We start from the raw sequence: 24366 nt of genomic DNA, 5'->3' as shown, positions 1-24366 counted from the left end.
CGCATGAACCGGTCGACCCCGCGCGGGGAGCTGTTGCGCCTCGGGTTCACCGACGTCGACCGGGCGCAGGCGCACCTCGCGGACCTCGGCCCGGCGGGCGTCGAGCTGCTGGCCTACCTCGGCCGCACCGCCGACCCCGACGCGGCGCTGTCGGCCCTGGTGCGCCTTGCCGACGCCACCTCCGACCGTGACGCGCTGCTCGCCGCGCTCACCTCCGACGAGGGCACCGCGATGCGGCTGCTCCTCGTGCTCGGCGCCAGCGTCGCCCTCGGCGACCACCTGGTGGCGCACCCGGAGCACTGGCGGCGGCTGACCGACCCGACCCTCGGCACCACCCGCCCGGCGGCCTGGGTGTTCCGCGAGGCGCTGCTGCGGGCGGTGGGCGCGGACCCGGACGACCCGGAGCCGGTGGCGACCCTGCCCGACGCCGAGGCGGTCGACGCGCTGCGGGTCGAGTACCGGTTGCTGCTGCTCCCGCTCGCGGCTCGCGACCTGGCCCACGACCTCGGCGTCGACGACGCGGCGGCCGAGCTGTCCGACCTCGCCGCCAGCACCCTCGAGGCCGCACTCGCCGTGGCGCGGCAGCGGGTGGGCGAGGAGTCGCGGACGGTGCGGCTGGGCGTGGTCGCCATGGGCAAGTGCGGCGGCCACGAGCTCAACTACGTCTCCGACGTCGACGTGATCTTCCTGCACGAGCCGGTCGCCGGCGCCGACGACGCCGCGGCCGCGCGTACGGCGGCCAAGCTCGCCTCGCACCTGATGCAGGTCTGCTCCGACCACACCCGGGAGGGCACGATCTGGCCGGTCGACGCCGCCCTGCGCCCCGAGGGCAAGGCGGGCCCGCTGAGCCGCACCCTGACCGGTCACCGCGGCTACTACGAGCGGTGGGCCGACACCTGGGAGTTCCAGGCGCTGCTGAAGGCGCGACCGGTGGCCGGTGACCTCGACCTCGGCGGGCAGTTCGTCGACATGGTCGCGCCGATGGTCTGGTCGGTCGCCGACCGGGAGGGGTTCGTCGACGCGGCGCGGGCGATGCGCCGCCGGGTGCTCGACCACATCCCGGCCAAGGAGGCCGAGCGGCAGCTCAAGCTCGGTGCCGGGGGTCTGCGCGACGTGGAGTTCGCCGTGCAGCTCCTCCAGCTCGTGCACGGCCGGGCCGACGAGCGGATCCGGGTGCCCGGGACTCTGAGCGCGCTCGCCGAGCTGACCCAGGAGGGCTACATCGGTCGCCCCGACGGCGAGGCGCTCCACGAGGCCTACGCCTTCCTGCGGCAGCTGGAGCACCGCATCCAGCTGCACCGGATGCGCCGGACCCACGTCCTGCCCGACGACGAGGCGTCGCTGCGGCGGCTCGGGCGGAGCCTCGGCTACCTCAAGGGAGCCGCACCAGCGGCTGCTCCGCACCTGGGAGCACCACCGGCGCGAGGTCAGCCGGCTGCACCAGAAGCTCTTCTACCGTCCGCTGCTGTCCGCGGTCGCGCGGATCCCCCGGCGAGGGCGTCGCCCTCTCCTCCGCGGCGGCGGCCGACCGGCTCGCGGCGCTGGGGTACGCCGACCCCGACGCGGCCCTGCGCAACCTCGAGGCGCTGACCGCCGGGGTGTCCCGCACCGCCAACATCCAACGGGCCCTGCTGCCGGCGATGCTGCAGTGGTTCGCCGAGTGCCCGGACCCGGACGCCGGCCTGTTCGGGTTCCGCCGGCTCAGCGAGGCGCTCGGCTCCACGCCGTGGTACCTCTCCACCCTCCGCGACGAGGGCGAGGTCGCCGAGCGGCTGGCGCACCTGCTGGCCACCTCCCGCTACTGCACGGACCTGCTCGAGCGGGAGCCGCAGGGGGTCCGCCTCCTCGGCGGGGACCTGCAGCCGCTGGCCGTGGACGCGCTCACCGAGGAGATGCTGGCGACCGCCGGCCGCCAGGACGACCCGGAGCGGGCGGTGCGCGCGATCCGCGCCGTACGTCGCCGCGAGCTGCTGCGGATCGCGGCGGGCGACGTGCTCGGGCTGACCGACGTCGCGGACGTCGGGTTCGGGCTGACCCGCCTGACCGACGCGACGTTGGAGGCCACGCTCGCCGTCGCGGGCGAGGCGGTCCGGCAGCAGCGGGGGCTCGACGCGGCACCGACCCGGATGGCGGTCGTGGCGATGGGCCGCTACGGCGGCTTCGAGCTCGCCTACGGCAGCGACGCCGACGTGCTGTTCGTGCACGACCCGGAGGAGGGTGTGGAGCCGCACGTGGCGGCGTCGTACGCCAAGGCGGTGGCCGAGGAGGTACGGCGGGCGCTCGCCCTCCCCGGCGGCGACCCGCCGCTCCTGGTCGACGCCGACCTCCGGCCCGAGGGGAAGCAGGGACCGTTGGTCCGCACCCTCGACTCCTACGCCGCCTACTACGCCAAGTGGTCGAAGGTGTGGGAGGCGCAGGCGCTGCTCCGCGCGGACGCCGTCGTCGGCGACCCGGGGCTGCGCCGGAGGTTCACCGAGCTCATCGACCCGCTGCGGTACCCGGCGGCCGGGCTCTCGGACGACGACATCCTCGAGGTGCGCCGGATCAAGGCCCGGGTCGACCGCGAGCGGCTGCCGCGCGGCGCAGATCCGGCCCTGCACCTCAAGCTCGGGCGCGGCGGGCTCGCCGACATCGAGTGGACCGTGCAGCTGCTGCAGCTGCGGCACGGCGCGGAGGTGCCGGGTCTGCGCACGACGCAGACGCTGGCGGCGCTCCGGGCGGCGACCGAGGCCGGCCTCATCTCCGGCGACGACGCCGACCTCCTGAGCACCGCCTGGCGGACGGTGAGCAGGGTGCGCAACGCGGTGACCCTGGCCCGTGGCAAGCCGGGGGACCAGATGCCGCGGACGTCCCGGGAGCGGCGGGCGGTGGCCGGGATCCTGGGGTTCCCGCTGGACCAGACCGACGCGATGGTCAACGACTACCTGCGGGTGACGAGGCACGCCAGAACGGTGGTGGAACGGGTCTTCTGGCAGTGACCGAGCATCTGCTCGGGTGATGCCGATGGCGCCGGCGCCTTGTGCCATGATGGGCCGGGTCGGGCCGTGACCGACCCCCCAGAGGTCACGGCCCGACACCTTTTGCCCGCGAACCCCTCGAGACGACCGCCTGTGACCACCCCCGAACTCGTCGTGCTGGCCTTCGCGCTGGCGATGGACGCGGTGGCGGTCGCCCTCGCCCAGGGCCTGCAGCTGCGGCGGCCGTCGTTGCGCGACGCGCTGCTCGTCGCCGGGATGTTCGGGCTGTTCCAGGGCCTCATGCCCCTGCTCGGCTTCGCGGTGGCGTTCTGGTCGGCCGACCTGGTGAGCTCGGCGACCCCGTGGATCGCCTTCGCCATGCTCGCCGCCATCGGCGCGCACATGGTGCGCGAGTCCTTCGGCGAGCACGCCGAGCACCACGCCGCACCGGTGGTCACGATCCGGTCGGTCGTGCCGCTGGCGATCGCGACCTCGATCGACGCGGCGGCAGTCGGGGGTGACGTTCGGGGTCCTCGAGGTCGACCTGGTCCCCGCCCTGACGCTGATCGGCGTCGTGACCCTCGTGCTCTCCTGGGTCGCGGTCGAGGTGGGTGCTCGCGTCGGTGAACGGCTGGGCCGGTGGGCCACGCTCGTCGGAGGCGTGGTCCTCGTGCTGATCGGTCTGCGGATCCTGCTCGCCCACCTGCTGGGCTGACGACGGGGGCAGCGCTCGGACCGTCCGGCCCTGGTGCCGGATCTGCTATCGCCGTCGTCTGTCAGTCGATGCGCCCCGACCCGTGACGCCGGATCTGCTATCGGCGTGCCGAACGGTGCTTACCGGCCCGGCGGGCCGCGCTGCACACTCCGAGCGTCACCGGCGCCCGCCCGCGGTCCCGGAGCCGGGACGGACGACTCGTCGACTGCAGGAGGTCCGAAAAGGGGCGACCCCCTGCCGGCTCCAACGGCAGGGGGTCGAAAACCGGGACTGGGGGAGAGCCCGGTCGGAACGTCGTCCGCTTGCGGTTCTGGCGGCGGTGGGGGGAGCACCGTCGCCTCCGCGGAGCGGGGGGCCGTTCCTGTGTGCCTGAACTTAGCACAGATTTGACTTGCTGATGTGACGGAAATTGACAGAATCTGGCACATCGGAAAGATTTTTCCGAACTGACACCCGAGCTCCAGCAGGGGGAACACCATGAACAAGCGCACCAACAAGGGCATGAAGCTGGCGATCGCGGCGGTTGCGACCGCTCTCGCCGCCACGATGGGCATGGCTGCGCCGGCCGACGCGAAGCCGACCGTCAGCGCGCGGACCGTCTACTGCTGCTGAGTCTCGCTGAGCCCGGCCAAGACGTTCGCCGGCTCGACCCGACGACTCCGCCGCCGCGACACGAGTCCACTGGTAGCAGCTGCACTTCGGTAAGCCTCACGGGCGCCGTCGAAGTCGCCGGCGTCCTCGAGCAGGTCCGCCAGCTCGAACCACAGCTGCGCGGCCGACCGGTCAGCACCGGCGCTGGTCAGCACGTGCACGGCTTTCGCGGTACGACGCGTGCGCGTCCTCGGCCCGACCCAGGGCGGCAAGTGCCTGCCCACGAACCACGATGGCTGCCGCGTGCACCTGGTGTGCCCGGTCGCCGGCCATGGCCTGGGCGTTCGCTGAGGTCTCGATCGCCAGCAGTGCGTCGCCCGCGAGAAGGTGCGCCTGAGCAAGTGCGACCTCGTTGTGCGCTCGGTCCACCTCGCTGGCGCTCGTCGCAGCCAGCTCATCGCGCGCGCGTGCGAGGTTCTCGAACGCTCCGGCGATCTCAGGCGGGTCGAACTGCAGCTGCAGTTCGCCCAGCTGGACCCGCATCCGAGCGAGATTGCGGCCGTCCTGTCCCTCACTCAGGAGAGCAAGCGCGCGGGAAGCCAGGGGGAGCGCCGCCTGGACGTCACCCTTCTTCGCCTGAACGATGCTGGCGTTCCAGTACGCGCCGGCGCGCGCCCGGGCGGTGGAGAGATCCTCCGCCCGGCGCACCGCGTCGGAGCAGATCCGGGCGGCGCGGTGCAGGTCGCCCCGCTCCATGTAGGCGGCGGCGACGGTCGCGGTCAGCTGGACGGCCTCGTCGGTCTGACCGAGGCCCCAGTCCGAGATCTTGCTCTCGATCCGCTCGCCGGCCTCGACGGCCAGGGCGAGGTCGCCGGTCTCGCGGTAGCAGCGGCACAGCGCGATGCCGCCGCGGATCGCGGTGAGGCCGGTGGCCGTCTCGACGAGGCGCTCGAGCTCGATGATGGCCCCGTCCAGGTCGCCCAGGGCTTCGAGCGAGCGGGCCAGGAGGTAGCGACCGCGCTCGAGCAGCTCCGGCACCGAGGCGTTCTCGGCGCGGGTGAGGTGCTCGCGAGCCTGGCGCTCGGCGTCGAGTGCCTCGCCGCTCTCGAGCGCGAGCTCGGCGTAGTCGAGACCCAGCCGGATCTCGTCGTACTCGCTCGTGCTCACGCCGCGGAGCAGCTGCTCGACGGGGGTCGCGAGCCGGCCGGCGAGGTAGGACAGCACCTTGAGGTTGGGGCGGCGGGAGCCGCTCTCGATCCGCGACACGTAGCCGACGGAGATCTCCTCGCCGGCCAGGTCGGTCTGCGTCCAGCCCTTGGCCACCCGTGCCGCGCGCACGCGCGAGCCCAGGTCCGCCGGGTCGACGGACCGCAGGAGCTCCGCGGTGCTCGGACTCATGTGCCTCATTGTGACCTAAGAATGGCGAATTGGGGCAAAGTGACCAGGAAGACTCTCCCCGGACAGGAAAAAGGCCGCTTCAGCGCACGAGCTCCGCGACCGCCGACGCGAACACCTCGGTGTGGCGGTCGACGTCGTCCGGCGTGTGGAACGGGCTGAACAGCGCCATGTTGTGGAACGGCGTCAGCAGGATCCCGCGGTTGAGCGCCCACAGGTGGAAGAACGCCTCGAGATCTGGGTCGCCTGCGGCGGCGGCCTCGGCGCCGGTGCGCGGCGGAGGGCAGAACCAGTACTCCGCGCGGCACCCGAGGCGCTGCACCGTCCAGGGGAGGTGGTGGGAGGCGATCACGCCGGCGACGCCGTCGGTGAACCGTTCGGCGAGGGGGACCGCGACCGCGAAGTCCTCCTCCCGCAGGCAGGTCGACAGCGTCGCTCGGGTCGCCGCGAGCGCGAGCGCGTTGCCGGTCAGGGGTTCCGCCGACGCCGGCGACGTCGATGTCGTGCCCGAGCATCGGCCCGGTCAGCCGGTCGGCCACCTCGCCGGTCATGCCGTACGCCGCCACGGGGACGCCGCCGCCGATCGCCTTGCCGACGACCAGCAGGTCCGGCTCCAGCCCCCACGCGGCGGTGGCGCCGCCGGGACCCGCGCAGAGCGTGTGTGTCTCGTCGATCACCAGCAGCACGCCGTGCTTCCTGGTCACCTCGCGGATCCCGGCGAGGTAGCCGACCTCCGGCAGCACGATGCCGATGTTGGTGAGCGCCGGCTCCATCAGCAGGCAGGCGACGTCACCCTCGCCCAACCGGCGGTCGAGTGCGTCGAGGTCGTTGCACGGCACGACGGCGGTGGTGAGGGCCACGTCGACCTGCGGCCCCATCGAACCGGGCCGGGCGACGACGGAGCCGTCGGTCCCGAGGACCGCGAACGTCTCGTCCACCGTGCCGTGGTAGCACCAGTCGATCACCGCCACCCGCGGTCGACCGGTCAGCGCTCGCGCGAACCGCAGCACGAAGCGGTTGGCGTCGGTCGCCGACATCGCCAGCTGCCAGCTGGGCAGGCCGAACCGGCGCGCCAGCTCCTCGGCCACCCAGACAGCGTCCTCCGACGGCAGCATGGTCGTGATGCCGGCGCGTGCCTGCCGCTCGACCGCCTCCGCGACCTGGGGCAGCGCGTGGCCGGTCATGGCCCCGCTGTCGCCGAGGCAGAGGTCGACATACTCGATGCCGTCGACGTCGGTGAACCGCGCTCCCTGCGCTGTCGCGAACGTGACGGGGAAGGCGCCCGGCCACCGGGTCATCCACGGCTCTGTCGTGCCGGTCAGGGTGGCGTCGTGATGGTGAGGATGCCGCGCGCCGGCCCTCCGACCGCCTCGTAGCCGTGGTCGGCGTCGGCCGTCCAGGTGTGGGCCTCGCCGACCCCGAGCTGCCGCGGCGCGTCGGCGGGCCCGACGGCCACCCGTCCGTCGGTGAGGTAGAGGTGCTCGGTCACGCCGGTCCCGTGGCCGGGGGACAGGTGCCGGCTCCCCGCGGTCAGGGTGAGCACGTAGACCTCGATCGTCGTGCCGTCCTCGCGGTGGAGGGTCTCGAGCAGCCGGGCCGTGATGCCGGGGGAGCCGACCTCGGCACCGGGGCGCTCCGCCAGCAGCCGGGCGAGCGGCACCTCGAGCGCGTTGGCCAGGGCGTAGAGCGTCGCGAGGGTGGGGTTGCGCCGGCCCGCCTCGAGCTCCGACAGGGAGCCCTTGCCGACCCCGGCCACGGCGGCCAGCCGGCTCAGGCTCAGCCCGCGAGCGGCGCGCGCGGCGCGGACCTGGGCCCCGATCTCGGCGCTCAACGACTCGTCCATCCGGCCGGAGCATAGGACATGGTTCCGCGGACGGAACGCCACCGTTACTGTTCTGTTCATGGAACACGACCGGACGGCGCCCGCCGGGATCACGCTGGCGCTGGTCGGGTTCGCGAGCTCGTTCGCCGTCGTCCTGGCGGGCCTCCGAGGGGTCGGCGCCTCCGCGGAGCAGGCGGCGTCGGGCCTGCTCGTGCTGTGCGCCCTCCAGGCCGTGGGCATGCTCTACCTCGCCCACCGCTACCGGATCCCCGTCACGCTGGCCTGGTCGACACCCGGCGCGGCGCTGCTGGCCGGCACCGGTGCCGCTCCGGGCGGCTGGCCGGCCGCCGTCGGCGCCTTCCTCGTCGTGGGCGTGCTCGTGCTGCTGACCGCCCTGTGGCCGCCCCTCGGACGGATCGTCGCCGCGATCCCGCGACCGGTCGCCCAGGGGATGCTGGCCGGGATCCTGTTCTCGTTGTGCCTCGCGCCGTTCCGCGCGCTCGTCGCCGACCCGGTGGTCATCGCACCGCTGGTCGCCCTCTGGCTGGTCCTCGTCCGCCGGCTCCCGGCGTGGGCCTCGCCGCTCGTCCTCGGTGCGGCTCTCGTGCTGATCGTGGTCGAGGCCCCCTGGCCGACGATCGACGGGAGCGACCTCCTGCCCACGGTCGAGCTGGTGCGGCCGGTCCTGGACGCGCAGGCCGTGCTCGGGCTCGCGCTGCCGCTCTACCTGGTGACGATGGCGTCCCAGAACGTGCCGGGTGCCGCCGTGCTCTCCTCCTTCGGCTACCGGGTCCCGTGGCGCGCGAGCCTGACGGTCACCGGTGCCGGGACCGTCGCCGGGTCGCTGGCAGGTGGGCACGCGGTCAACCTCGCCGCGATCACCGCGGCGATGGCCGCGTCACCGGACGTGCACGCCGACCCCGACCGGCGGTGGCGGGCGAGCGTCGTGGCGGCGTGGACCTACCTGGCGCTGGCGGTGGCGTCGTCGGGCCTGGTCATCCTCGCCTCCCACGCCCGGCCGGGTCTTCTCGAGACGGTCGCCGGCCTCGCACTGCTCGCGACCCTCGGGTCGTCGCTGGCGTCGGCCACCGAGGACCCCGCCGCCCGCGTCCCGGCCGTCGTCACCTTCGTCGTCGCCGCGAGCGGGACGGCGGTGCTCGGCATCGGCTCCGCGTTCTGGGCGCTGCTGGCGGGGGTCGGTTGCTGGGTGCTCCTGGTGCCCCGTGGCGGCGGACACCCGGCCGGGGCACCGGTTGCGCGCGCCGGTTCGGGTACTACCCCCGTCATGACGACCCCGAACGACGAACCCCTCGAGCGAGCCGACGAGGCGGACCTGATCGAGCAGCGGCAGGACCTGGACGGCGCCGGCTCGGTGACCGCTCCCGAGGTCACCCCGGACGAGGCCGACGAGGCCGACGCCGTCGAGCAGGGGGCCGAGGTCACCACCGACGACGACGCCTACCCGCACCAGGCCGAGGCCGACGAGGAGTAGCGCACGGGCGTCGGGGCCGGACGGCGAACGGCCCCGACCGCCCCCACAGTCAGTGGTGCCAACCGGCGGTCGGGGCCTCGCCGGAGCCGTGAACGGCGCCCGACTGCAGGACCGATACCCCGGCACCGGAGGAGCCATCCGCACCCGGCCGCCGGGACCCGTCCGTTCGGCTCGTTCGAATTCAGGGATTGTCTGACAACCCGCTCCGGGCATAACGTCGGATCCCTGCAGTGCAGTGGTGTCCCGCTCCCCGGTGGGGACAGGTCCGGGAGCGGGACACCAGCGCAGCTGCCCCCGGCCGGCGGTGGGGGTTGCCGGCCTCGCCGCGCGTCAGGTTAGGGGGCCAGCGACGGGGCGCGCCCGGTCGCGGCGGGCCGGTGCTACCAGTCCTGGCAACAACGATCGGGCGCGGACACCACGTCCGCGCGGGCCGGGCCGGATCGGTCAGGCCACGAAGTGGTCCGGGGTGACCGGGATCCGGCGGACCCGGACGCCCGTCGCGCGATAGGTGGCGTTGGCGACGGCGGCCGACGTGCCGACGATCCCGATCTCACCGATGCCCCGCGACCCCATCGGCGTCGCGAGCCGGTCGTCCTCGTCGAGCCACTCGGCACGCAGGTCGCGTACGTCGGCGTGGGTGGCGACGTGGTACGTCGCGAGGTCCTGGGTGACGAAGTGGCCGAACCGCGGGTCGCGCCACGACTCCTCGAACAGCGCCGCCGAGAGTCCCATGACCAGACCGCCCAGGAGCTGGGAGCGGGCCGTCACCGGGTTGACCACCCGGCCGACCGAGTACACCCCGAGCAGGCGCGGGACCCGCACCTCGCCGGTGAGCCGGTGCACCCGCGCCTCGCAGAACACCGCACCGAACGAGTAGAGCGAGTGCGTCTCGGTGTGCGGGTTGTCGGCCGCCGAGGCGGTGGTCTCGACGCCGGGGTCGGGGTGGTCGCCGTGGTCGGCGCGGAACTGCTGGGCGGCGGCCACGATCGCCGACCCCCACGAGCTCGTGCCCGAGGAGCCGCCGGCGACGCTCGCGCTCGGGAGCAGCGTGTCCGCGATCTCCAGGTCCACCGCCTCGACCGGGCAGCCCAGCGCGTCGGCGGCGATCTGGGCGAGAACGGTGCGGGCGCCCGTGCCGATGTCGACGGCGCCGGTGGCGACGGCGTACCGGCCCCCGGGCAGCGACCTGACCCGGGCGCGGTTGCCGGGGGAGCGCATCATCGGGTAGGTCGCGGAGGCGACGCCCTGGCCGACCCACCAGTCGCCGTCGAGCCGGGACCCCGGCTTCGGTGCGGGGGGCGACCAGCCGAACAGCTCGGCGCCGCGGTCGAGGCAGTCGACGAGACGGCGGTCGTTGAACGGGAGGCCGGTCTCGGGGTCGACGGCGGTGTCGTTGCGCCGGCGGAGCTCGACCGGGTCGATCCCCGTGGCGACGGCCAGGTCCTCCATCGCCATCTCCTGCGCGAACATGCCGGGCATCTCGCCCGGTGCCCGCATCCACGACGGCACGGTCACGTCGAGGCGGGCCAGCCGGTGGCTGGTGCGCCGGGCGGGCGCGGCGTACATCATCCGGGTCGGTGACGCGGTCTGCTCCGCGAACTCCCGCACCTTCGAGGTCTGCTCCTGCACGTGGTGCTCGAGCGCGGTGAGGACGCCGTCGGCCCGGGCGCCGGCGGTGAGGTGGGAGAACGTGGCGGTCCGGTAGCCGGTCATGCCGGACATCTGCTGCCGGGTGACCGCCAGCCGCACCGCGCGGCCCGGCACCGTGCGCGCGGCGAGCGCCGCCGCGACCTCGTGGCTGTGGGCCTCGCCCTTGCTGCCGAAGCCGCCGCCGACGTAGGGCGCGAGCACCCGGATCCGGTCCGGCTCGAGGCCGAGGACGGGGGGCGAGGGCGGTGACCACGCCGTGCACACCCTGGGTCGAGTCGTGGAGCGTGAGCACCGGGCCGTCGGTCGCGTCCGGCGCCCAGTGCGCGACGAGCTGGTGCGGCTCGAGCGGGTTGTTGGACTCGTAGGCGGTCCGGTAGGTCTCGCGGACCACCACGTCGGCCGCGGAGAGTGCCGCGTCGACGTCACCGTCCTCGGTGTCGGTCGGCATGCTCGGGTTGACGACGTCGGGCCGGTAGTCCGCGTTGTCCTCGCGCAGCTCCGCCTCGTGCGGCTCGACGTCGTACGACGTCCACACCAGCGCGGCGCCCTCGCGGGCGGCCTCCGACGTCTCCGCCAGCACCACGGCCACGATCTGGCCCCGGTAGCCGACCCACGGGTCCTGCAGGATGGCCAGCTCGCCGTTGCTGGTGTCGGCGAGGCGCGGTGCGTTGGTGTGGTCGACGACGGACACGACACCGGGGTGCGCGAGGGCCGCGCTGGTGTCGATCGCGGTGATCCGGCCCCCGGGCCACCGTGGACAGGACGAGCCACCCGTGCAGGGCGTCGGCCGGTGCATGCTCGACGCCGTAGGCCGCCCGGCCGGTGACCTTCTCGACGCCGTCGACCCGTGTCCGCGCGGTGCTCATCGAGCGCGCGGTGACCGGCGCCGTCCTGACCTCGACCGGGTCGGTCATGCTCCCGCCCTCCCTGCCAGCCGGCCGAGGACGAGGACGGTCGCGTTGCGCACCATCGCCGTCTTGAACGCGGTCGCGTCGCCGGTGACCGCGGCTTCCAGCTCCGCCTCGGCTGCGGCGCGGACAGTGCCCTCGTCGGGCACGCGTCCTCGGAGACTCTCCTCGGCGCGGGTGGCGCGCCACGGCTTGTGCGCCACGCCGCCCCAGGCGATGCGCACGTCGCGGACCGCGCCGTTGTCGGCGAGGTCGAGGGCGGCCGCGACCGACACCAGCGCGAACGCGTACGACGCCCGGTCGCGGACCTTGTGGTAGTGGGAGAGGCGGGCGGCCGCGGAGTCGCGCAGCTCGATCGCGGTGATCAGCTCGCCGTGACGCAGGACCGTGTCGTCCTGCGGTCGGTCTCCGGGCAGCCGGTGGAGGTCGGTGAGCGGGATCCGCCGCTCCCCGTCAGGACCGAGCGCCACGACCGTCGCGTCGACGGCGGCGAGCCCGACGGCGAGGTCCGACGGGTGCACCGTCACGCAGTCGGGGCTGGCGCCGAGGATGGCGTTGTAGCGCCCGTAGCCGTCGACGGCCGAACACCCGGCGCCGGGCTCCCGCTTGTTGCAGGGGGTGGTGACGTCCTGGAAGTAGACGCACCGCGTGCGCTGCAGCAGGTTGCCGCCGGTGGTGGCCTGGTGGCGCAGCTGCCCGGAGGCCCCGGCGAGCAAGGCGCGGGCGACGACCGGGAAGCGCTCCCGGACCCTGCGGTCGGCGGCCAGGTCGCTGTTGCGGACGTTGGTCCCGATCCGCAGCCCGCCCGCCCCGGTGGCGTCGGGCTCGAGGTCGACGATGTCGTCGAGCGGCAGCCGGCGCACGTCGACGAGGGTGCCGGGCCGGGCGACACCGAGCTTGAGGTGGTCGACGAGGTTGGTCCCGCCCGCGAGGAACCGGGCGTCGGGGTCGCCCGCGACGGCTCGCACCGCTGCCTCGGCGTCGGTGGGCCGCAGGTAGTGCAGCTCCCTCATGCCTCGACGACCTCCCGCACGGCGGCGAGGATGCCGGCGTAGGCGCCGCACCGGCAGAGGTTGCCGCTCATCCGCTCGCGGATCTCGTCGTCGGTCGGCTCCGGGTCGGCGGCGACGTCGTCGGTGACGTGGCTGGGCTGGCCGTGGCGCAGCTCGTCGAGCACACCGACGGCCGAGCACACCTGGCCGGGCGTGCAGTAGCCGCACTGGAGGCCGTCGTGGCGCAGGAACGCCTGCTGCACGGGGTGCAGGTCGGCGGTGTCCCCGGTCTCCCGCGCGTCCCCCGCCGAGCCCGTCGGCGGTGGTGATCTCGGATCCGTCGTAGGACACCGCCAGGGCCAGGCAGGTCAGGTGCCGTCGTCCGTCGAGCAGGACGGTGCAGGAGCCGCACTGACCGTGGTCGCAACCCTTCTTGGGCGACGTCACCCCGAGCCGCTCGCGCAGGGCGTCGAGGAGCGTGGTGCGCGTGTCCACGGTGACCGTGCGGGGCGTCCCGTCGACGGTCAGCTCGATGTCGGTCTCCATGGGTCGCCGGTACCCAGCAGCCAGCCCGGCAGGCGGTCTAGATGTCCGCCTCCTGCTCGGCCTGCCGGTCGAGCAGCTCCCGGGCGTGCTCCCCGTCCTGGCCCTCCTGCTCCAGACCGCGCCGGAAGGACGGCAGCTTCTCCTCGCCCGCCGGGAACGGCGGCAGCAGGGGGACGTCGGGATCGACGACGGCCTGGATGAGCACGGGGCGGTCGGCGGCGAGCGCCTCGTCCCATGCGGCGGGGACCTCGGCCGGGTCGGTCACGCGGATGCCCCGCAGCCCCAGCAGGTCGGCGTACGCCGCGTAGGGGAAGGCCGGCAGCGCCTGGCTGTCGTCGAACCGCGGGTCGCCCTCCATCTCGCGCTGCTCCCACGTCACCTCCGCCAGGTCGCCGTTGTCGAGCACCAGCACGACGAACCGCGGGTCGGCCCAGTCGCGCCAGAGCCGGGAGAGGGTGACCAGCTCGGAGACGCCGACCATCTGCATCGCGCCGTCGCCGCTGAGCGCGACGACGGGACGGTCCGGCGCCGCGAGCTTGGCAGCGAGCCCGTAGGGCACCGCCGAGCCCATGGAGGCGAGCGTGGAGGACAGGTGCGCCGGTACGCCGGCCGGCAGCCGCAGGTGCCGTGCGTACCAGTAGGTGACGGACCCGACGTCGACGCTCACCATCGCGTCCGCCGGCAGCCGGGGGTTCAGCGCGCGGACGACCAGCTCGGGGCTGAGCGGGTCGACGTCGGTCGCGGCGCGTTCCTCGGCGATCCGGTGCCACCGCTCCACCTGGTCGGCGACGTCGCGCTGCCACGGACCGTCGGGCTTCTCCTCGAGCAGCGGGAGGAGCGCGCGCAGCGTCTCCGCCGTGTCGCCGGTCAGGCCGACCTCGATCGGGTACCGGTTGCCGAGGTGACGTCCGTCGATGTCGACCTGCACGGCGTGCGCCGCTCCCGGCGGCGGGTAGTACTCGGTCCACGGGTCGTTGCTGCCCACGATCACGAGGGTGTCGCAGCCGTCCATCAACCAACCCGAGGCGGTCGTGCCCAGGTGGCCCATCACGCCGCAGCTGTAGGGGGAGGGACTCGTCCCACCACGGCTTGCCGAGCAGGCTGGTCGTGACGCCGGCACCGAGCCGCTCGGCGACCGCACGGACCACGTCGCCGGCGTCGCGCGCACCCTGGCCGACCAGCAGCGCGACGCGGCTGCCCTCGTTGAGCACGGCCGCGGCGGCGGCGAGGTCGTCGTCGGCAGGAACCACCCGCGGCGGCCGCCACCCCGGTGCCGTGGGCACGACGCCGTGCTCGTGCGGCGGCTCGTCCGGCGCCGGCAGCTTCTGCACGTCGTGGGGGACGACCACCACGGAGGGGGAGCGGGTCGTGACCGCCGTGCGGAACGCCCGGTCGATCACCATCGGCGCCTGCTCCGCCGAGAGCACGGTCTGCACGAACTGGGCGGCGACGTCCTTGAACAGCGCCTGCAGGTCGATCTCCTGCTGGTACTCCGACCCCAGGACGGTCGTCTGCTGCTGGCCGACGATCGCGACGACGGGCACGTGGTCGAGCTTGGCGTCGTAGAGGCCGTTGAGGAGGTGCACGGCGCCGGGGCCCTGCGTGCTGGTCACGACGCCGACCTCGCCGGTGTACTTGGCGTGACCGACGGCCATCAGGGCGGCGTTCTCCTCGTGCCGCGCCTGCACCAGCCGCGGCGCACCGGCCCGGCGCAGCGCGCCCATGATGCTGTTGATGCCGTCGCCGGAGTAGCCGAAGAGCCGCGAGACGCCCCCAGGCGCGGAGGCGCTCGACGACGAGGTCGGCGACCAGACGGGACTCGGACATCGGTTCTCCCTCGGTTGGGCCGGGTCGGCAGGCACGGTGCCCGGGCGGTACCCGTGCCCGGCCGCCCGGAACCGGGGGAGGTGTCAGCGGGGCGGGATGAGCTTCGACGGGCCCGCCGGAGGCGCCTCGCCGCGCTCGACGGCGGCGTCGTGGCTGTCGCGCGCCCGCTCGAGCAGCTCCATCAGCTCCGGTTCGTCCCGCACCTGTTGCTTGTACTTCGGGCCGAGCGCGACGATCGTCTCCCGCTCGTCGAGCAGGAGACGGAAGATCCGCTCCCGCTCCTCCGGGTCGGCGGTGTACTCCGCGTCCAGGTACGCCGTCGCGTGGCGGCGGGCGTTGCCGATCGCGTTCCTGGCCCGGCCGGCGGGGCTGAGCAGCGAGGCCAGCACGGTCACGACCAGCACGCCGAGGATCACGCCCAACGACAGGCCGGTGCTGATCTCGGTCACCGGGACCGGCTCGCCGTCGTTGATGAACGGCACGTTGTTCTCGTGGAGGGCGTGCAGCACCAGCTTCACGCCGATGAAGGCGAGGATCGTCGCGAGCCCGTAGGAGAGGTAGATCAGCCGGTCGAGGAGGCCGTCGATCAGGAAGTAGAGCTGGCGCAGGCCGAGCAGGGAGAACACGGTCGCGGTGAAGACGAGGTAGATGTCCTGGGTGAGCCCGAAGATCGCGGGGATCGAGTCGAGCGCGAACAGGATGTCGGTGCCGCCGATCGCGACCATCACCAGCAGCATCGGCGTCATCGCACGCTTGCCGTCGTGGACGGTGAACAGCTTGTCGCCGTCGTAGTAGTCGGTCGTGTGGAAGACCTTGCGGGCGATCCGGACGATGAAGTTGTCGGCGGCCTCGGACTCGTCGTCCGACGGCTTGAGCAGGTTGCCCGCCGTGAGGAGGAGCACCAGGCCGAACAGGTAGAAGACCCACGCGAAGGTGTTGATCAGCGCAGCGCCGAGCAGGATGAAGCCGGTCCGGGCGATCAGCGAGAAGACGATGCCGAAGAGCAGCACCTTCTGCTGGTCCTCCCGCGGCACCCGGAAGCTGGTCATGATGATGAGGAAGACGAAGAGGTTGTCGACCGACAGCGCCTTCTCCGTGACGTAGCCCGCGAAGTACTCCGAACCCGGGCCGCTGCCACCGACGACGAGGACGCCGAGCCCGAAGAGCAGCGCGACGCCGACGTACGCCGCCGACCACACCGCGGCCTCGCGCAGCGTCGGCACGTGCGCCTTGCGCACGTGGAAGACGTAGTCGAACGCGAGCAGCCCCGCGATGGCCGCGACGGTGAGCCCCCAGGCCAGGGGGTGACATCCATGTCCCTACTGTGGCACGCGGTCCATGGGCCTCCGGTGCGCTCGGCCGACGCGGAGAGCGGCGGGAACCGCGGGCGCTGTCGTCACCGCCGACGCCGCGAGAGCCGTCACCGCTGCCGCCCGGCGCGGAAATGCTGCATGCTGGCGCGTAGTCGGTCGACCTCGACCGGGAAGCGGGGAAGCCATGGCCGTGATCAGCCGGGGGTTCGGAGCGCGTCGCGAGCAGCCCGACGGGCGGGTCCCGCCGGGGCAGTACGTCACCGACGACTTCCCGGTGCTCTCCGCCGGGCCGACCCCGTACGTCGACCGCGCCGACTGGCGGCTGGAGGTCGAGGACCTCGACGGGACCACGACCCGGTTCGACTGGGACGGGCTGATGGCCCTCCCGAGCGAGGAGGTGACCGTCGACATCCACTGTGTGACCCGGTGGAGCCGGCTGGGGACGCGGTGGCGCGGCGTCTCGCTCGACACCCTCCTCGACGAGGTCGGGACCGCGGCGGAGTACGCGCTGGTCCGGTGCTACGGCGACTACACCACGAACCTCGCGTTGGAGGACCTCACCGACGGCAAGGCGTGGATCGCGTTCGAGCACGACGGCGAGGACCTGGCACCCGAGCACGGCGGACCGGCCCGGCTGCTGGTTCCCCACCTCTACCTCTGGAAGTCGGCCAAGTGGGTCAACGGCATCGACCTCCGGGACGACGACGAGCCGGGCTTCTGGGAGACGGTCGGCTACCACGACCGCGGCGACCCCTGGCTCGAGCAGCGCTATGCCGGCGACTGAGCCCGCCGTCGACGCCGCGGAACCAGCCGGGTCGGCGGTCGTCGCGCCCGGCCGGTGGCTCGCCGCCCGGCTCGTCGAGAGCCGGATGGAGACCCGGTCGGCCCGGACCCTCGTGCTCGACGTCCCCGGATGGAGGGGTCACGACGCCGGGCAGCACGTGGACGTCCGGTTGACCGCCGAGGACGGGTACACGGCGCAGCGCAGCTACTCGATCGCGTCGGTCGGGGAGCCGGACCGTCTCGAGCTCACCGTGCAGCGGGTCCGCGACGGCGAGGTGTCGACGTACCTCGTCGAGGTGATGGCGGACGGCGACCAGCTCGAGCTCCGGGGTCCCCCTCGGCGGTTGGTTCCGCTGGACGCCCTCGCTCCGCGCGCCCGTGCTCCTCCTCGCGGGCGGCTCGGGGATCGTGCCCCTGATGGCGATGCTGCGGGCGCGGGTCCGCTCCACGTCGGCCGCGCCGTTCCACCTGCTGTACTCGACCCGGACGCCCGACCACGTGTTCTATGCCGCGGAGCTGCACGAGACCGGGAGGTCGACCGACCAGGTGCGGGTCGACCGGATCTTCACCCGGAGCGGCCTGCCCGACGACCCGCGAGCTCCTGGCCGGCTGCGACCCGAGGACGTGCCCCCGCCCGGCGACGAGGCGTCCCGCGCCTACGTGTGCGGGCCCAACGGGTTCGTCGAGCACGCGACCCGGGTGCTGCTGGAGCGGGGGCACCCGGCTTCGGAGATCAGGACCGAGCGGTTCGGCTGACAGGAGAGACCAGTGGCTGACGACGACCACCGCGCCCCTCGACGGCAACGCCGTCGCAGGAGCGCTGGGAGAGGTGTTCGCCGTGGACGTCACCTCCGCGCGGGTGACCTGCGACCACTGCGGCTCGGTCCGCGTGCTCGCGGAGGGGTCTCGCCTACGTGGGCGGCCCGGGCACGGTGCTGCGGTGCACCGACTGCACCGGCGTGCTCGGCCGGATGGTGCGGTCGCCGACGTCGGTGCGGCTCGAGATGCGGGGAATAGCCGTGCTCGACATCCCGATGGAGCCGTGACCGGGCGGCACCGGTTCGGCGGGTCCCCCTAGGCTGATGTCGGTCAGCGGTCGGGTCGGCGGGAGGACATCAGTTGGTAGCCCTGGTGCTCGCGCACTTCCTGGCTGCGCTCGTCGCCCCGGGGCTGGTCCGCGCGCTCGGCCGGCGCGCCTTCCTCCTGCTCGCGCTCGTCCCGGCTGCCGCCGCCGGGTGGGCGCTGGCCTCGAGCGGCCGGGTCGCCGACGCGGAGGTGGCGACCGAGGTGACCGGCTGGGTGCCGGTCCTCGATCTCGACCTCGCGTTCGCGATGGGGTCGCTGCAGTGGGTGATGGTGCTCGTCGTCGCCGGCATCGGCGCCCTCGTCCTGGTCTACTGCGCCTGGTACTTCGCCGACGACAGCGCGGGGCTCGGGTTGTTCGCCGGCGTCTTCGTCGGCTTCGCCGGGGCGATGCTCGGCCTGGTCCTCGCCGACGACCTGCTCCTGCTCTACGTGTTCTGGGAGCTGACGACGGTCTTCTCCTACCTCCTCATCGGTCAGGACCCCGCCAAGCGAGCCGGCCGTGCCGCCGCCCTGCAGGCGCTCGTCGTCACGACCTTCGGCGGCCTCGCGCTGCTGGTCGGCGCTCTTCTCATCGGGATCGAGGCGGGCACCTTCCGGATCACCGAGATCGTGGCCGACCCGCCGTCCGGTACGGCCGTGACGGTCGGGGTCCTCCTCATGCTGCTCGGCGCGATCAGCAAGTCGGCGCTGTTCCCGTTCCACTTCTGGCTCCCCGCCGCGATGGCGGCGCCGACCCCGGTCAGCGCCTACCTCCACGCGGCCGCGATGGTGAAGGCCGGCGTCTACCTCGTGGCGCTCCTCGCTCCCGCGTTCGCCGACGTCCCCGGGTGGCGGGGGCTGTTGCTCACGCTGGGCATCGTCACGATGGTGCTCGGCGGCCTGCGGTCGCTGCGTCAGTACGACCTCAAGCTGCTGCTGGCCTACGGGACCGTCAGCCAGCTCGGGTTCCTCCCTGGTCGTCGTCAGCGTCGGCACCCGGGCCACGGCGCTCGCCGGGCTCGCGATGCTGGTCGCGCACGCGTTGTTCAAGGCCACGCTGTTCATGGTGGTCGGCACCATCGACCACGAGACCGGCACCCGCGACCTGCGCCGGCTGTCGGGCCTCGGCCGTTCCACCCCGCTGCTCGCCGTGGTCGCTGCCGTCGCCGGCGCCTCCATGGCCGGGCTGCCGCCGATGACCGGCTTCGTCGCCAAGGAGAGCGTCTTCGGCGCCCTCACCGACGCGGCGGTCGAGGGCGAGGGCACCGGGCTGGGCGGGCTCGCCGGGTGGCTCGTGGTGACCGGTGTGGTCCTCGGCTCGGCGCTGACCGCCGCCTACACCGCACGCTTCCTCTGGGGTGCGTTCGCGCGCAAGCCCGACGTCGACCCGGTGCAGGTGGAGCGGATCCCGCTCGGGTTCCTCGGCGCACCGCTGCTGCTCGCCGCGCTCTCGCTGGTGCTGGGGTTCGGTGGCCACACCGAGACCGAGATGCTGCTGCCGTACGTCGCGGTGTTCCCCGCCGGCAGCGTGACCGAGCTGGCGCTCTGGCACGGCCCGGGGCCCGCCCTCGCGCTCTCGGTCGTCTCGATCGGCGGCGGCCTGCTCCTGTTCTGGGCGCGCGAGCCGTTCGCGCGCCTGCAGGCCAGGCTCAGTGCGCCGCGCAGCGCCGAGCGTGCCTACTTCCGCATCATCCGGTTCCTCGACCGCGCCGCGGTCGAGGTCACCGGCCTGACCCAGCGTGGCTCGGTGTCGGCCTACCTCAGCGTCATCCTGCTGGTCGTGGTGGTGCTCCCCCGGGCTCGCCATGGTCGCGGCGGTCGACGGGACGCCCGACGTGGTGGGGTGGGACAACGGCGGACAGGTCGTGGTGGCGGTGGTGATCGTCGTCGCCGCCATCCTCACCACGCGGGCCCGGCGCCGCCTCAAGGCGGTCGTGCTCGTGGGGGTCACCGGCTACGGCACCGCCATGCTGTTCCTCCTCCACGGCGCCCCCCGACCTGGCCCTCACGCAGATGCTCGTCGAGACGGTGACGCTGGTCGCGTTCGTCCTGGTGCTGCGCCGGCTGCCGCCGTACTTCACCGACCGGCCGCTGACGCGCTCGCGCTACTGGCGGATGGCGCTCGGTGCGACCGTGGCAGCCGTCGTGGCGGGCGTGATGCTGGTGGCGACCGAGGCGCGGACGGCGGTGCCGGTGTCCGCCGACTTCCCCGAGGAGTCGGTCGAGTACGGCGGCGGGCGCAACATCGTCAACGTGACGCTGGTCGACATCCGGGCCTGGGACACGATGGGCGAGATCTCCGTCCTCGTGGCCGCGGCGACCGGTGTGGCGAGCCTGGTGTTCCTGCGGACCCGCCGGTCGACGATCAAGCTGGTCGAGCAGTTCGTGGCCCCGCCCGAGCAGGCACCTCCCACCCCCGGCCCCAGCCGGCACGTCTGGATCCCCGGCGGCCGGACGCTCACGCCCGAGCGCCGCTCGATCATCTTCGAGGTGGTCACCCGGCTGGTGTTCCACACCATCGTGGTCTTCTCCGTCTACCTGCTGTTCTCGGGCCACAACGACCCCGGCGGCGGGTTCGCCGCCGGCCTCGTCACGGGTTTGGCGCTCGTGGTGCGCTACCTCGCCGGCGGTCGCTACGAGCTCGACGAGGCGGCGCCGGTCGACGCCGGGGCGCTGATGGGCGCCGGGTTGTTCGTCGCGGTGGCCTCGGGGCTGGCGCCGCTGGCGTTCGGCGGCGCGGTCCTCCAGAGCGCGGTGGTCGACCTGCACCTCCCGGTGCTGGGCGACCTGCACCTGGTCACCTCGCTGTTCTTCGACATCGGCGTCTACCTGCTGGTGGTCGGCCTGGTGCTCGACCTGCTGCGCAGCCTCGGGTCGGCGATCGACCGCCAGCTGCTGCGCGAGGCCGAGCTGGCCGCCGCGGACGGTGCGGGCGAGCGGGAGGTGACCTCGTGAGCGCGAACGTGGCGTTGATCCTGGCGGCGTCGGCGATGATCGGGTGCGGGATCTATCTGCTGCTCGAGCGCAGCCTCACCCGCGTGCTCGTCGGCCTGGTGATGATGAGCAACGGCGTCAACGTGCTGTTCCTCGTCGCCAGCGGTCCCGCCGGACGAGCCCCCATCGTCGGTCGCAACGACCCCTCGGAGATGAGCGACCCGCTCCCGCAGGCGCTCGTGCTCACGGCGATCGTCATCAGCCTGGCGACGTCGGCGTTCGTCCTGGCGATGGCCTACCGCAGCTGGCAGCTCACCGGCCACGACGACGTCCAGGACGACGTGGAGGACCGCACGATCCGCCGGCTGGCGGAGACCGACCAGGCGTCGGACAGCTTCGACCTGTCCAGCGGTGCGGCCGAGGAGGACTTCGAGCTGCCGGAGGAGGAGGGGTCGCGCGGATGAGCTGGCTGGTTCCCCTCCCCGTTCTCCTGCCCCTGGCGGGGGCAGGGCTGACCCTCGTGCTGAGCAGGCGTCCGGGGCTGCAGCGAGCGGTCAGCACCTCGGTGCTCACCGCCGTGGTGGTGATCGCGGCGACGCTGGTGTACGCGACCGACCGCGACGGCCCCCAGGTCCTGTGGATCGGCGCGTGGAAGGTGCCACTGGGGATCTCGCTGGTCGCCGACCGGCTCTCGGCCCTGATGCTCCTGGTGTCGGCGGTGGTCACCCTCGCCGTGCTGCTCTACTCCGTCGGCCAGGGCATGACCGGCGACGAGTCCGAGACGCCGCTGACGATCTACCACCCGACGTTCCTCGTGCTCGCCGCCGGGGTGTCCAACGCGTTCCTCGCCGGTGACCTGTTCAACCTGTTCGTCAGCTTCGAGATGCTGCTCTTCGCCAGCTACGTCCTGCTCACGCTCGGCGGCACCAGTGCGCGGATCCGTGCCGGCACCATCTACGTCATCGTCAACCTGCTGTCCTCCAGCCTGTTCCTGATCTCGCTGGCGGCGGTCTACGCCGCCACGGGCAGCCTCAACCTCGCCCAGCTGGCCGGGCGCCTCGACGACCTCCCGCCGTCGGTGAGCCTGGTGCTCCAGCTGCTCCTCCTCACCACGTTCGCGATCAAGGCGGCGGTCTTCCCCCTGTCGTTCTGGCTGCCCGACAGCTATCCCACGGCGCCCGCGCCGGTCACGGCGGTGTTCGCCGGCCTGCTCACCAAGGTCGGCGTCTACGCGATCATGCGCACCCAGACGCTGTTGTTCCCCGACCGCCCGCTGACCGACCTGCTGCTGGCGGCGGCGCTGCTCACGATGCTGGTCGGCATCCTCGGAGCGGTGGCCCAGACCGACATCAAGCGGATGCTCTCGTTCACCCTGGTCAGCCACATCGGCTACATGGTGCTCGGCATCGGGCTCGCCACGGTCGCCGGCTTCACCGGGGCCATCTTCTACGTCGTCCACCACATCACGATCCAGTCGACCCTGTTCCTGGTGCTCGGACTGGTCGAGCGAAGAGGCGGCTCCACCAGCCTGCTCAAGCTGGGCGGGCTCGCGCGGCTGGCGCCGGTGCTCGGGGTCCTGTACTTCGTGCCGGCGATGAACCTGGCGGGCATCCCGCCGATGTCCGGGTTCCTGGGGAAGGTGGCGCTCACCGACGGCGCGATCCGGGTCGGCACGCCGCTCGCCTACGCGCTGGTCGCCGCCGGCATGCTCACCAGCCTGCTGACCTTGTACGCCGTGGCGAAGAGCTGGAACCTGGCCTTCTGGCGCACCCCGGAGCAGGCGCACGAGATGGCGCGGGCGCTGTCGGGCCTCGACGGCGACGGCCCCGCCGGCACCGAGGTCGTGGTGCACCGCGACCACGTGCACGTCGGCACCAGCAGCGTCGGCATCGGCGAGCGCGACGAGGCGCGCCGGATCCTCGACGACGACGAGGGCACCGACCAGGACCTGCACCAGCTCACCAGCCAGGGCCTGCTGCCCAACCGGCTGCCGCGGACGATGGTCGGCGCCACGAGCGGACTGGTGCTGTGCAGCCTCGCCCTCACGGTGGTCGCCGGGCCGGTGCTGGGGTACGCCGACCGGGCGGCGCGCGACCTGACCGACCGGGAGACCTACGTCTCGGTGGTGCTGCCGGGGGAGACGCCATGAGGACCGCACCCCAGCGCCCCGACGAGCTCTCGCGCCCACCCCGGGTGGCCGGTCTCCAGCCGGCGGCGGTGCTCTGGCTGGCGGCGGTCTGGGTTGCGCTCTGGGGCGACCTGTCGGCCTTCACGGTGGTCGGGGGCCTCGTGGTGGCGGTGGCGGTGTGCCTGGTGTTCCCGTTCCCCCGGCTGCGGATGCGGCTCAGGGTCCGCCCGCTGTGGCTGGGCTGGCTGGTGGTGCGGTTCCTCGCCGACGTCGTGGTCGCCAGCGTGCAGGTGTCCTGGACGACGCTGCAGCTGCGGCGTGAGCCGCGCAACGCGGTCATCGAGGTCGACCTGCGCACCGACTCCGACCTGGTGCTGACGGTGGTGGCGGAGATGACGTCGCTGGTGCCGGGCAGCCTGGTCGTCGAGGCCCGCCGGTCGACCCACACCCTCTTCCTCCACGTGCTCGACGCGGGCGACCAGCGAGGCGTCGACAAGATGCGCCGGCAGACCTTCGCACTCGAGCGTCGCGTCGTGATGGCACTCGGTGCCGACACCGGCCCGGTCCAGGAGACACGGTCTGAGGAGGTGTCGTCATGAGCGCCGTCCTGGTCTGCTGCGTCGCCCTGCTGACCGTCGCGTCGCTGATGCTGGTCGTCCGGATCTCGTGGGGTCCCACCATGCTCGACCGGGTGGTCGCGCTCGACGTCCTGGTGGCGGTCGTGATCTGCGGGCTGGCGGTCGAGGCCGCGGTCAACCGGCACACGACGACCCTGCCGGTCCTGGTGGTGCTCTCGCTGCTCGGCTTCGTCGGGTCCGTGAGCGTCGCCCGGTTCACCCAGGGCAGCGACGACGTGGAGGAGGAGAGGGCGTGAGTCTCGTCGACGTCGCCGACGTTGCCGCCGGGGTCTGCCTCGTGGTCGGAGCGCTGCTCACGCTCATCGCCGCGATCGGGATCCTCCGGTTCCCCGACCTGCTCACCCGGATGCACTCGGCCACCAAGCCCCAGGTGCTGGGACTGCTGGTGATCCTGCTCGGCCTGGCGCTGCGGCTACGTGAGCCGGCAGCCCTCGGGCTGCTCGTGATGGTCGCGGTCTTCCAGATGGTGACCACGCCGATCGGCAGCCACATGGTGGGGCGGGCGTCGTTCCGGGCCGGCCAGGTCCGGCGCGACCTGCTGGTGGTCGACGACCTCAGTCACACGCTGCCGGTCGACCCGACGTCACCGGAGAAGTGACGCTCGAGCTCC

At 73.2% G+C, this 24366-nt stretch carries 25 protein-coding genes and 3 pseudogenes; 16 read left to right on the top strand and 12 right to left on the bottom strand.

What is annotated here, in order from left to right; all coding sequences use genetic code 11:
- Positions 1-3: 3 nt before the first annotated feature.
- From MF408_RS24255 to MF408_RS26340, 5 genes are all read left to right on the top strand, one after another.
- Positions 4-1590 carry a hypothetical protein gene (locus MF408_RS24255; RefSeq protein ID WP_240249713.1) on the top strand — a complete coding sequence of 529 codons (1587 nt, stop codon included), beginning with the start codon at positions 4-6 and terminating at the stop codon, positions 1588-1590.
- Entirely contained in the window at positions 1542-2978 is a 1437-nt protein-coding gene (locus tag MF408_RS24250) for a bifunctional [glutamine synthetase] adenylyltransferase/[glutamine synthetase]-adenylyl-L-tyrosine phosphorylase (protein ID WP_240252166.1), read from the top strand. Before MF408_RS24255 ends, MF408_RS24250 begins: the two co-directional genes overlap by 49 nt.
- Positions 2979-3110: 132 nt before the next feature.
- Positions 3111-3584 carry a manganese efflux pump gene (locus MF408_RS24245; protein WP_240249712.1) on the top strand — a complete coding sequence of 158 codons (474 nt, stop codon included), beginning with the start codon at positions 3111-3113 and terminating at the stop codon, positions 3582-3584.
- Entirely contained in the window at positions 3532-3672 is a 141-nt protein-coding gene (locus MF408_RS24240; RefSeq protein WP_240249711.1) for a manganese efflux pump, read from the top strand. Before MF408_RS24245 ends, MF408_RS24240 begins: the two co-directional genes overlap by 53 nt.
- A gap of 477 nt (positions 3673-4149) precedes the next feature.
- On the top strand, positions 4150-4284 hold the full coding sequence (locus MF408_RS26340) for a hypothetical protein (protein WP_275693293.1): 135 nt from the start codon (positions 4150-4152) through the stop codon (positions 4282-4284).
- A 171-nt stretch (positions 4285-4455) separates the two neighbouring features.
- On the opposite strand, the gene MF408_RS24235 is transcribed toward MF408_RS26340, so the two are convergent.
- Genes MF408_RS24235 through MF408_RS24225 form a run of 3 tightly spaced genes read right to left on the bottom strand, consistent with a single transcriptional unit; the run spans position 4456 to position 7489 of the window.
- Positions 4456-5661, bottom strand: coding sequence for a helix-turn-helix transcriptional regulator (locus MF408_RS24235; RefSeq protein WP_275693292.1), 1206 nt, complete (start codon positions 5659-5661; stop codon positions 4456-4458).
- A 5-nt stretch (positions 5662-5666) separates the two neighbouring features.
- Positions 5667-6956, bottom strand: a complete 1290-nt coding sequence (locus MF408_RS24230) for an aminotransferase class III-fold pyridoxal phosphate-dependent enzyme (RefSeq protein ID WP_240249709.1) — start codon at positions 6954-6956, stop codon at positions 5667-5669.
- Positions 6957-6976: 20 nt separating this feature from the next.
- Complete coding sequence (locus MF408_RS24225) at positions 6977-7489, bottom strand: helix-turn-helix domain-containing protein (RefSeq protein ID WP_240249708.1); 513 nt, start codon at positions 7487-7489, stop codon at positions 6977-6979.
- Between the two features lie 70 nt (positions 7490-7559).
- Between MF408_RS24225 and MF408_RS24220 the strand changes: the two genes are divergently transcribed.
- Positions 7560-8972, top strand: a complete 1413-nt coding sequence (locus MF408_RS24220) for a benzoate/H(+) symporter BenE family transporter (RefSeq protein ID WP_240249707.1) — start codon at positions 7560-7562, stop codon at positions 8970-8972.
- A gap of 444 nt (positions 8973-9416) precedes the next feature.
- On the opposite strand, the gene MF408_RS24215 is transcribed toward MF408_RS24220, so the two are convergent.
- The 8 genes and pseudogenes from MF408_RS24215 to MF408_RS24190 form a co-directional block, all read right to left on the bottom strand.
- Entirely contained in the window at positions 9417-10886 is a 1470-nt protein-coding gene (locus tag MF408_RS24215) for a xanthine dehydrogenase family protein molybdopterin-binding subunit (RefSeq protein ID WP_275693291.1), read from the bottom strand.
- Between the two features lie 31 nt (positions 10887-10917).
- Positions 10918-11418 (bottom strand): annotated as a pseudogene (locus MF408_RS26335) (molybdopterin cofactor-binding domain-containing protein); the annotation flags it as partial.
- 114 nt (positions 11419-11532) lie between these two features.
- Entirely contained in the window at positions 11533-12543 is a 1011-nt protein-coding gene (locus tag MF408_RS24210) for a xanthine dehydrogenase family protein subunit M (protein WP_240249706.1), read from the bottom strand.
- On the bottom strand, positions 12540-12785 hold the full coding sequence (locus MF408_RS24205; protein ID WP_240249705.1) for a 2Fe-2S iron-sulfur cluster-binding protein: 246 nt from the start codon (positions 12783-12785) through the stop codon (positions 12540-12542). The genes MF408_RS24210 and MF408_RS24205 overlap by 4 nt, the downstream gene beginning before the upstream one ends.
- 178 nt (positions 12786-12963) lie before the next feature.
- Positions 12964-13068 (bottom strand): annotated as a pseudogene (locus MF408_RS27545) ((2Fe-2S)-binding protein); the annotation flags it as partial.
- A 37-nt stretch (positions 13069-13105) separates the two neighbouring features.
- Complete coding sequence (locus MF408_RS24200; RefSeq protein WP_240252165.1) at positions 13106-14116, bottom strand: thiamine pyrophosphate-dependent enzyme; 1011 nt, start codon at positions 14114-14116, stop codon at positions 13106-13108.
- An 82-nt stretch (positions 14117-14198) separates the two neighbouring features.
- Positions 14199-14792, bottom strand: a pseudogene (locus MF408_RS27540) (thiamine pyrophosphate-binding protein); the annotation flags it as partial.
- A gap of 186 nt (positions 14793-14978) precedes the next feature.
- Positions 14979-16196, bottom strand: a complete 1218-nt coding sequence (locus MF408_RS24190) for a TerC family protein (RefSeq protein WP_275693535.1) — start codon at positions 16194-16196, stop codon at positions 14979-14981.
- A gap of 196 nt (positions 16197-16392) precedes the next feature.
- Between MF408_RS24190 and MF408_RS24185 the strand changes: the two genes are divergently transcribed.
- The 3 genes from MF408_RS24185 (at position 16393) to MF408_RS24175 (ending at position 18037) form a co-directional block, all read left to right on the top strand.
- On the top strand, positions 16393-16992 hold the full coding sequence (locus MF408_RS24185; RefSeq protein ID WP_240249704.1) for a sulfite oxidase-like oxidoreductase: 600 nt from the start codon (positions 16393-16395) through the stop codon (positions 16990-16992).
- A gap of 377 nt (positions 16993-17369) precedes the next feature.
- Positions 17370-17747: a hypothetical protein gene (locus MF408_RS24180; protein WP_240249703.1), complete on the top strand. Its 378-nt coding sequence runs from the start codon at positions 17370-17372 to the stop codon at positions 17745-17747.
- A 158-nt stretch (positions 17748-17905) separates the two neighbouring features.
- Positions 17906-18037 (top strand): DUF6510 family protein, encoded by a 132-nt coding sequence (locus tag MF408_RS24175; protein ID WP_240249702.1) that lies wholly within the window; start codon positions 17906-17908, stop codon positions 18035-18037.
- Positions 18038-18080: 43 nt separating this feature from the next.
- On the opposite strand, the gene MF408_RS24170 is transcribed toward MF408_RS24175, so the two are convergent.
- Entirely contained in the window at positions 18081-19121 is a 1041-nt protein-coding gene (locus MF408_RS24170; RefSeq protein ID WP_240249701.1) for a hypothetical protein, read from the bottom strand.
- Between MF408_RS24170 and MF408_RS24165 the strand changes: the two genes are divergently transcribed.
- The 7 genes from MF408_RS24165 to mnhG are packed head-to-tail and all read left to right on the top strand — an operon-like array spanning position 19081 to position 24354.
- The gene (locus MF408_RS24165) at positions 19081-20088 is read left to right on the top strand and encodes a proton-conducting transporter membrane subunit (RefSeq protein ID WP_240249700.1); all 1008 of its coding nucleotides are present in this window, start codon (positions 19081-19083) and stop codon (positions 20086-20088) included. The genes MF408_RS24170 and MF408_RS24165 overlap by 41 nt on opposite strands.
- Positions 20070-21011: a hydrogen gas-evolving membrane-bound hydrogenase subunit E gene (mbhE, locus tag MF408_RS24160; RefSeq protein ID WP_240249699.1), complete on the top strand. Its 942-nt coding sequence runs from the start codon at positions 20070-20072 to the stop codon at positions 21009-21011. Before MF408_RS24165 ends, mbhE begins: the two co-directional genes overlap by 19 nt.
- On the top strand, positions 21008-21454 hold the full coding sequence (locus MF408_RS24155; protein WP_240249698.1) for a Na(+)/H(+) antiporter subunit C: 447 nt from the start codon (positions 21008-21010) through the stop codon (positions 21452-21454). The genes mbhE and MF408_RS24155 overlap by 4 nt, the downstream gene beginning before the upstream one ends.
- Positions 21451-23139, top strand: a complete 1689-nt coding sequence (locus tag MF408_RS24150; protein ID WP_240249697.1) for a Na+/H+ antiporter subunit D — start codon at positions 21451-21453, stop codon at positions 23137-23139. Before MF408_RS24155 ends, MF408_RS24150 begins: the two co-directional genes overlap by 4 nt.
- The gene (locus MF408_RS24145) at positions 23136-23717 is read left to right on the top strand and encodes a Na+/H+ antiporter subunit E (protein WP_240249696.1); all 582 of its coding nucleotides are present in this window, start codon (positions 23136-23138) and stop codon (positions 23715-23717) included. Before MF408_RS24150 ends, MF408_RS24145 begins: the two co-directional genes overlap by 4 nt.
- Positions 23714-23992: a monovalent cation/H+ antiporter complex subunit F gene (locus MF408_RS24140; protein WP_240249695.1), complete on the top strand. Its 279-nt coding sequence runs from the start codon at positions 23714-23716 to the stop codon at positions 23990-23992. The genes MF408_RS24145 and MF408_RS24140 overlap by 4 nt, the downstream gene beginning before the upstream one ends.
- On the top strand, positions 23989-24354 hold the full coding sequence (mnhG, locus tag MF408_RS24135; protein WP_240249694.1) for a monovalent cation/H(+) antiporter subunit G: 366 nt from the start codon (positions 23989-23991) through the stop codon (positions 24352-24354). Before MF408_RS24140 ends, mnhG begins: the two co-directional genes overlap by 4 nt.
- Positions 24355-24366 lie beyond the last annotated feature (12 nt).

It is taken from the genome of Nocardioides sp. TF02-7 (assembly GCF_022437945.1).
Lineage (GTDB): Bacteria > Actinomycetota > Actinomycetes > Propionibacteriales > Nocardioidaceae > Nocardioides.
This window is presented reverse-complemented; position numbering and strand designations above follow the sequence as displayed.

Coding starts and splice junctions, on each gene's coding strand:
- MF408_RS24220 (WP_240249707.1), top strand. CDS start 7,560: ATGGAACACGACCGGACGGCGCCCGCCGGGATCACGCTGGCGCTGGTC.
- MF408_RS26340 (WP_275693293.1), top strand. CDS start 4,150: ATGAACAAGCGCACCAACAAGGGCATGAAGCTGGCGATCGCGGCGGTT.
- MF408_RS24235 (WP_275693292.1), bottom strand. CDS start 5,661: ATGAGTCCGAGCACCGCGGAGCTCCTGCGGTCCGTCGACCCGGCGGAC.
- MF408_RS24185 (WP_240249704.1), top strand. CDS start 16,393: ATGGCCGTGATCAGCCGGGGGTTCGGAGCGCGTCGCGAGCAGCCCGAC.
- MF408_RS24140 (WP_240249695.1), top strand. CDS start 23,714: ATGAGCGCCGTCCTGGTCTGCTGCGTCGCCCTGCTGACCGTCGCGTCG.
- MF408_RS24210 (WP_240249706.1), bottom strand. CDS start 12,543: ATGAGGGAGCTGCACTACCTGCGGCCCACCGACGCCGAGGCAGCGGTG.
- MF408_RS24255 (WP_240249713.1), top strand. CDS start 4: ATGAACCGGTCGACCCCGCGCGGGGAGCTGTTGCGCCTCGGGTTCACC.
- mbhE (WP_240249699.1), top strand. CDS start 20,070: ATGCTCGTCGAGACGGTGACGCTGGTCGCGTTCGTCCTGGTGCTGCGC.
- MF408_RS24145 (WP_240249696.1), top strand. CDS start 23,136: ATGAGGACCGCACCCCAGCGCCCCGACGAGCTCTCGCGCCCACCCCGG.
- MF408_RS24200 (WP_240252165.1), bottom strand. CDS start 14,116: ATGGGCCACCTGGGCACGACCGCCTCGGGTTGGTTGATGGACGGCTGC.
- MF408_RS24165 (WP_240249700.1), top strand. CDS start 19,081: ATGCTGGTCGCGCACGCGTTGTTCAAGGCCACGCTGTTCATGGTGGTC.
- MF408_RS24170 (WP_240249701.1), bottom strand. CDS start 19,121: ATGAACAGCGTGGCCTTGAACAACGCGTGCGCGACCAGCATCGCGAGC.
- MF408_RS24150 (WP_240249697.1), top strand. CDS start 21,451: ATGAGCTGGCTGGTTCCCCTCCCCGTTCTCCTGCCCCTGGCGGGGGCA.
- MF408_RS24230 (WP_240249709.1), bottom strand. CDS start 6,956: ATGACCCGGTGGCCGGGCGCCTTCCCCGTCACGTTCGCGACAGCGCAG.